The 6,543-nt window shown below is 29.9% G+C and carries 6 protein-coding genes; 1 reads left to right on the plus strand and 5 read right to left on the minus strand.

Translation table 11 applies throughout. The features are described 5' to 3' along the window. The first annotated feature begins 517 nt into the window (after nucleotides 1-517). Nucleotides 518-1,924, plus strand: a complete 1,407-nt coding sequence (locus QM536_09135; protein MDI9357171.1) for a hypothetical protein — start codon at nucleotides 518-520, stop codon at nucleotides 1,922-1,924. 10 nt (nucleotides 1,925-1,934) lie between these two features. Here QM536_09135 and QM536_09140 read toward each other — a convergent pair whose 3' ends face one another. From QM536_09140 to QM536_09160, 5 genes are all read right to left on the minus strand, one after another. Beyond that, entirely contained in the window at nucleotides 1,935-2,786 is an 852-nt protein-coding gene (locus tag QM536_09140) for a DUF2520 domain-containing protein (GenBank protein ID MDI9357172.1), read from the minus strand. Next, entirely contained in the window at nucleotides 2,767-3,321 is a 555-nt protein-coding gene (locus tag QM536_09145) for a DinB family protein (protein ID MDI9357173.1), read from the minus strand. The genes QM536_09140 and QM536_09145 overlap by 20 nt, the downstream gene beginning before the upstream one ends. 210 nt (nucleotides 3,322-3,531) lie before the next feature. Further along, the gene (locus QM536_09150) at nucleotides 3,532-4,158 is read right to left on the minus strand and encodes a deoxynucleoside kinase (protein MDI9357174.1); all 627 of its coding nucleotides are present in this window, start codon (nucleotides 4,156-4,158) and stop codon (nucleotides 3,532-3,534) included. A gap of 24 nt (nucleotides 4,159-4,182) precedes the next feature. Further along, on the minus strand, nucleotides 4,183-4,878 hold the full coding sequence (locus tag QM536_09155; protein ID MDI9357175.1) for an HAD family phosphatase: 696 nt from the start codon (nucleotides 4,876-4,878) through the stop codon (nucleotides 4,183-4,185). 45 nt (nucleotides 4,879-4,923) lie between these two features. Further along, the gene (locus tag QM536_09160; protein ID MDI9357176.1) at nucleotides 4,924-6,318 is read right to left on the minus strand and encodes a prephenate dehydrogenase/arogenate dehydrogenase family protein; all 1,395 of its coding nucleotides are present in this window, start codon (nucleotides 6,316-6,318) and stop codon (nucleotides 4,924-4,926) included. Nucleotides 6,319-6,543: the final 225 nt, after the last annotated feature.

Raw genomic sequence — 6,543 nt, forward strand, 5'->3', positions numbered from 1 at the left:
TTGTATAAAATTGCCCTGCAAAAAAAGAAAGTATAAAAAAAAGTTGTTTCATTGTGGTACTATATTTATTGTTAAACATAATATAATATAGTATTCTTTTTTTTATAAACCAAATTAACATAAAATTACTCCTTCTTTTTCTTTAAAACGAAGCTATTTTTTATTTTTTATTGAGTAATTTTATGTACTGGTGTATTTATTTGGTAAATAACTCAAAAAACACTCAATGAAAACAATAAAAAAATTTGAACAAGTTTTAGAACTTTGGTAAAAATAATCGAGAATTACATACGAACTTATGAATCGGATGTTAAAGAATCAATATCCAATTGGAACATACAATAAAGAAACTCACGATTAAAAACGTGGCTTATAATGAAAGGGTTCATCTATTTTTTCATTGCAAAATAATAAAAATTTATTTTGAAAATTAACTTTATATCTATTTATTTCAGAAATAGGTAATATTGAGAAATAAACTATTTTACCACCCCCTATATGTAAGACAAAAACTACTATGAAACAAACATTCTTGATTTTTCTTTTTTTGTTTCTCGCCGCGCAGAGCTCTGCCCAACATGATTCTCCTAATACCAAAATAATTCTTGATAAAATTTTTATTTTAGGAAATAAAAAAACGAAAAATTCTATTATTACTCGGGAAATGACTTTGCAAGAGAATACTGAATATGATACAACCTATTTTTATAAACAACTGGTTTTAGAACAGCAGAAAATATTTAACACACGGCTGTTTAATAGTGTCCGAATTGAGCATTTGCAGAAAGAAGGAAATCGGAAAGACATTATTATTCATTTGGAAGAGCGGTGGTATCTTATTCCTATTCCTGCTATATCCATAGTAGATAGGAATTTTAACGATTGGTGGGTAAATAGGAAGGGGGATTTGAAAAGATTATATTACGGGGGGACTTTATATCATTTTAACATGACAGGTAGAGGGGACGAGCTGCGGGTAACGGCACACTTTGGATTTCTTAATAACTTTATTCTCAATTATTCTATTCCCTATATTGATAAAAAACAGAAAAACGGTATAAGTGCAAGTGTTCTCTATACACAATTAAAGAACATACCTTACAAAACTACGAACCATATTCCGCAATATTTTTTTTTAGATGACGTTTTGCAACATAATTATCAAGTTCAATTCAATTATACTCACAGACCGTTGTTTTATATTCAACATAATATTGGAATTTCTTATAGATATAGCACTATTATGGATACTGTAAACCGATTGAATGAACATTATTTTCAACAAACTACCACACAGCAGTACCCATCGCTGACGTATCAATTTACCAAAGATACGCGGAATTATAGAAATTACCCTCTGCGGGGGTATTATTTTACTGCTTGGATAAAAAATGATGGATTGTGGGTAAGTCCAGATATTTACAGATGGGGATTGCAGGCATATTACTCTCATTATTTTGAAATGCCGAGAGGATTTTATTTTTCGTCTAATATAACTTTTTATACTTCTATTCCTTTGGTACAGCCGTATTATAATTATTATGGGGTTGGGGCATCATCTGTTGTTTCTTTGAGAGGATATGAATTAGATTTGATAGAAGGGTATCAATTTACCCTTTTAAAAACGACTTTTAAGAAAAAGATTTACAAATTTGAGGTGGATTTGAAGAAATTTATCCGTTTTATTCCTCCTGAATTTCAAAAAGTACCTTTTGCTTTTTATGGAAAATTCTTTATTGACGGAGGATATGTGAATAATTACCCACGTTATTTTGAAAATATCCGTCTTACAGAGAAAGTGCTTTATACCGTTGGCATTGGGATTGACTTTGTTACTTTTTATGATAGAGTATTTAGATTTGAATATTCTTATAACAGCCAAGGGAGTTTTAATTTTTTTATTAATTTTAAAACAGAATTTTAAATTTTCGTTTTTAGGATTTCCACTTTGGATTCTGTGCCTTTATTTGTATACTTTTTGAAATACCCTCATACAATTCCTTAAATCCAGCGTCTACATCGTATTTATCTCCAATGGATATATGTTTGAAAAGTGTATCTAAATCGTTTCGTAGTGCAGGTCCCGTTTGGAGATATAGATCAGGTTTTTCTTTTGATTTTTTCAGAGCTTCTTCTATGATAGGGAGTATAAGTTCTTCAAAAGGAAGGTTTTCTGCCTTCATAATTTGATGAATAAAGTGCATTATATGATATAAAAAGTTTCCACCTATCGTTGCAGCAAGATGTAGTGCCATTCGGGTACCATCGGGGTAATAAATAGGTTTTGCTTGTATGGAATTACAGAGGTTTTCTAATACATTTTGAGTGTATTCGTTAGTATAATCAATAATAATAGGGGTACCTTGGAGTGAAACAGTGTGTTGGGGATTGAGTGCTTTAACAACCCAAAAAACACCTCTGTTTTCCGTATTCATTTTTTTTAATTTTGCGGTCACTTGGTTTTCTAATACTTTTATTTCTGTAGTTCCGGAAAGATGCAAAAGTACGCAGTTTTGGGGAAGCAGTAAATGAAAAAGAATTTTGGAAATCGCTGTATCAGTAACGGAAAGAAAACAAACTTGACAATCGGTATCGGAAAAATTAAAATCAGCAGGAGCTTTGATAACAGGGGGGGAGAGAAAAGAAGCTTGCAATTTTTTTGCTTTTTCGGGGGTTCTATTTTGGATGTATTGTATAGTATGTCCTGCTTTTTCTAAAATGGGAGCTATGGTGGTAGCTGCTTTTCCCGTTCCAATAAAAGCAATCTTATAGCTTTGATTTCTCATTCTCTTTTTGAATTATTTTTACAATTTGTTTTAGATGTCTGTCAAAATGTAAAATAGTGAATTCAATGGTATCCATAAAATCAATTCTCCCCACTAAAGGATGCTTGAATATTTGTGAATGTAATATATGTTCATCGCTTTTTTGAACAAAATGAATCCATTTTTGAAATTGGGTTTGAGAATCTCTAAAAAGCTTGTCAAGATATATTGTTTCGGGGAAAGTATCTAATCCTTTAGGAGCTTTTCTTTTTATATTACTCTTCAGCAAGTATTGTAACAATGCTCCTCTGATGGAAGAAAATATATTTTTACGAGGTATGGGAGTCGTTGCCGCATATAAAGATTTTTTTTCCATATAAGCAAGAGTTCCATTTTCGGACATTTGTATATGGTAGAGAATTTGAAGTATAGACCATTTTCCTTGCTCAGATGGGGTTTCTAATATGTTTTTTGGCACTCTTTTTAATGAATCAAAAAGAAGGTTCTTTTGTTGTTGAAAACTTTGTAATGTTTCGATGAAATATTCTTTATTCATTCTTTTATTTGTTAATGAAAAGTGTATATGTTTGAATAAGGTAGTTTAATATTTTTTTTTGTAAAACAGTTTCGTTTTCTGTCCTGTTATTGGTTACCAAGTAGTTACAATTATTTTAAGCAAAATAATTGTCCAATAGATAAATAATAACTTCCTCAACTGTTTGTCTTTTCTTGCCCTGCATTTCTATAAAATCTGTATTTTTTTGATTTACAGTTCTTTTTTTATTATTTCTAATGTATGTAAAAGGTCATTTTTATTCTCCACAAAGTCCAAATGAGAAACGTCTATAGAGAGTATTTTTCCTGTATAGGAGCTTATCCACTTTTCATAGTGTTCGTTTAATACTGTAATGTAGCTTTCATCTATATTTGCTTCAAATCCTCTTGCTCTTTTATGAATTTGGAACATTAGTTTTTTTATATCTGCTTTTAGATAAATAAGTAGATCGGGTAAGGTTACTAATTCCATCATAGATTCATAGAGTTTCAAATAATTTTGATAATCTCTATCACTCAGATGCCCAATGAAGTTCAAACTTTTTGCAAAAATAAAAGCATCCTCATAAATAGTTCTGTCTTGGATAACAGTAGTAGGATGCTTTTGTATTTTTTTTATTTGTTCTAATCTATTATTTAAAAAATAAACTTGTAAATTGAAAGCCCAACGTTGTTTATCTTGATAAAAATCTCCTAAATAAGGATTTGATTCTATTTGTTCATACTGTGGCAACCATCCAAATGTTTCTGCTAATACTTTTGTAAGGGTTGTTTTCCCTGATCCAATGTTTCCGGATATTGCTATATGCTTTTTTCTATAAGAAGGAGTGTTATCCATATATTTTAATGAATGAGAGTTTTTTTAGAGAGATGCGAGAAAGAGAGAGTTTATTTTTTCTATAGGCAGATTTGTAAAATCTTTTATGACCATATCTGTGTGGGAGAGTTCATGTTCGGGATGGGTTGTTGCTACTCCAATAGTTTTCATACCTGCATTTTTAGCAGCTTGTATTCCCGAGAGAGCATCTTCGAATACTACACATTTTTCTGGTGATATTCCTAATCCTTTTGCTACTTTAAGATATACTTCGGGATGTGGTTTCCCATTTGTAACATTACTTCCATCTACAATAGATCTAAAATATTTTTTTATTTGAAAATGCTCTATGATGAAAGAAATATTTTCAGGAGGAGCAGAACTTCCTATGCCACAAGGAATATGTTGTAATTTACATGCTTTTAGTAAAGGGATGAGACCATCCATAAGTTTTCTCTTATAAAAATAGAGAGACCTATAGTATTGTTCTTTTTCATTTCCCAATTTTTGTATAGTATCAGGATTATGTTCTTCAGGAAAGAAAATACGTATTATTTCTCCTATGGTTCTTCCATTTATTTTTTGTTTATATTCTGTTTCAGAAAGATGAAGATCATTCTTTTTTGCAAATTGTAACCATGCTTCCATATGATATGCATGGTTATCTATAATAACACCGTCCATATCAAAAATTAATGCTAGTTGTTTTTCTTTTCTTTCTTTTGCTTTTTCTTGGTCCATTTTTGGTTTATGTTTAATGAATTAATAAGGATTTTTTAAGTTTTTTTATTGTTTATGTATAGGAAAAATATAAATATCAATAAGTTCTCTAATACACCCATCGCCTCCATTGAGAGAAAGGACAATATCAGATATTTGTTTGACACTATCAATTGCATCTGCCGGACAAGCCACAAATCCTACTTTTTCCATAAGAGATATATCGTTTATATCATCACCTACCATTCCTACTTCTTCAAAAGAAATATTCATTTCCTTCAGCCAATGGGCTAAAATTACTTCTTTTGGTTCTTTTCCTGAATACCATCTTTCTATTCCTAAAATTTCTGCTCTTGTTTTTACAATATTACTCGAATGACTATGACTAATAAAACCTACTTCTATTCCATATTCCATAAGGTTTTTAATTCCAACTCCATCTTTTACGTGAAATTTTTTAAATATAATCCCTTCGTCTGTTATATATATTCCTCCATCTGTCATAGTAGCGTCTACATCTAATATAAGAAATTTTATTTGTTGAATTTTTTTCTCTATAGAGAACGAAGTTTTTTTTATTTTTTGCATAGAAAGTATACTTCCCAATTCTTTAATAAGAATATCGGATACATGAGAATCTTCTCTATTCTTTTCAAAAAATGGTTGCATAGAATGTATATATGCTTCAAATCCATGAAAATTTTTTTCTTCTATCAGAGATAAAAATTTTTTTGATTCCTCCATAAAAAGAGATATAATTTCTTTTATATAAGGATTAAAAATCTGTATTTCTGCATATAATTTAGGGGATTGGAGAACATAGCGAGTATAAAATATTAAAAAAATACGATAAGTGGGAGATGATAATTTTTTTATAAGTTCTAAATCCTCAAAAGTAAGAGATAATGTTTTGGCACTTATAAATACATTAAAATGATTTAGCCCTTGTATTATTGCCATTATTTTATCATGCCTCTCATAATCTATTTCATAAACAATAGCTCCTTGTGCTTCAAAAATATGTTTAAAAAAAAGTAAAGTATTGGTTTCACAATTCTGCTGATGAGTTATAAGTATGGTTTGCCCATTTACATCTGTAATACTGGGACCAAACATTTGATGAATAGAAAGATACTGAGGACTTATAGAAAGGTAAGTTGATTGGAGTTCTTTTAGTTTTTTGATAATAAAATGTTTGACACTGCATATATCTATAATAACTTTTTGATGGGTGTATGGATATATTTCGGTCAGCACTTCTTCCATAGAAGATATGGGAACTGCTATGATAATTATCTCCGATACCTTTATTAAATCTACGTTTGAAGCGTATTGGGTTTCCTCATCTAAAGAAGTAAATTGTGTCCCGTACCCTAATTCGGAAATATATTGATAAATCCATTTTCCCATTCCCTTACTTCCTCCAATAACTCCAAAACGAGTGCTTTTTGTAATATTCATTGTATTATTTAATGAGAAATATGTATGATAACTCGTTTTCCATACCTATAAAAAGATACATAGATATGGTTCATTAGTTACTTTGCAATCTACATTTTTTTTTCTAAAAATACATTCTTTGAAAAAAGACGGTACTATCTTTCTAAAATTATAAGAGAATTTTCAAATTTGGACTCTTGTTTTCCTGAAATAAAGAAAATAAAAAAGAGAGCGTCCTTTTACAGA

The sequence above is a fragment of the Chitinophagaceae bacterium genome (assembly GCA_030053935.1).
In the GTDB taxonomy this organism is placed as follows: domain Bacteria; phylum Bacteroidota; class Bacteroidia; order Cytophagales; family JASGCU01; genus JASGCU01.

Coding starts and splice junctions, on each gene's coding strand:
- QM536_09135 (MDI9357171.1), top strand. CDS start 518: ATGAAACAAACATTCTTGATTTTTCTTTTTTTGTTTCTCGCCGCGCAG.
- QM536_09140 (MDI9357172.1), bottom strand. CDS start 2,786: ATGAGAAATCAAAGCTATAAGATTGCTTTTATTGGAACGGGAAAAGCA.
- QM536_09145 (MDI9357173.1), bottom strand. CDS start 3,321: ATGAATAAAGAATATTTCATCGAAACATTACAAAGTTTTCAACAACAA.
- QM536_09150 (MDI9357174.1), bottom strand. CDS start 4,158: ATGGATAACACTCCTTCTTATAGAAAAAAGCATATAGCAATATCCGGA.
- QM536_09155 (MDI9357175.1), bottom strand. CDS start 4,878: ATGGACCAAGAAAAAGCAAAAGAAAGAAAAGAAAAACAACTAGCATTA.
- QM536_09160 (MDI9357176.1), bottom strand. CDS start 6,318: ATGAATATTACAAAAAGCACTCGTTTTGGAGTTATTGGAGGAAGTAAG.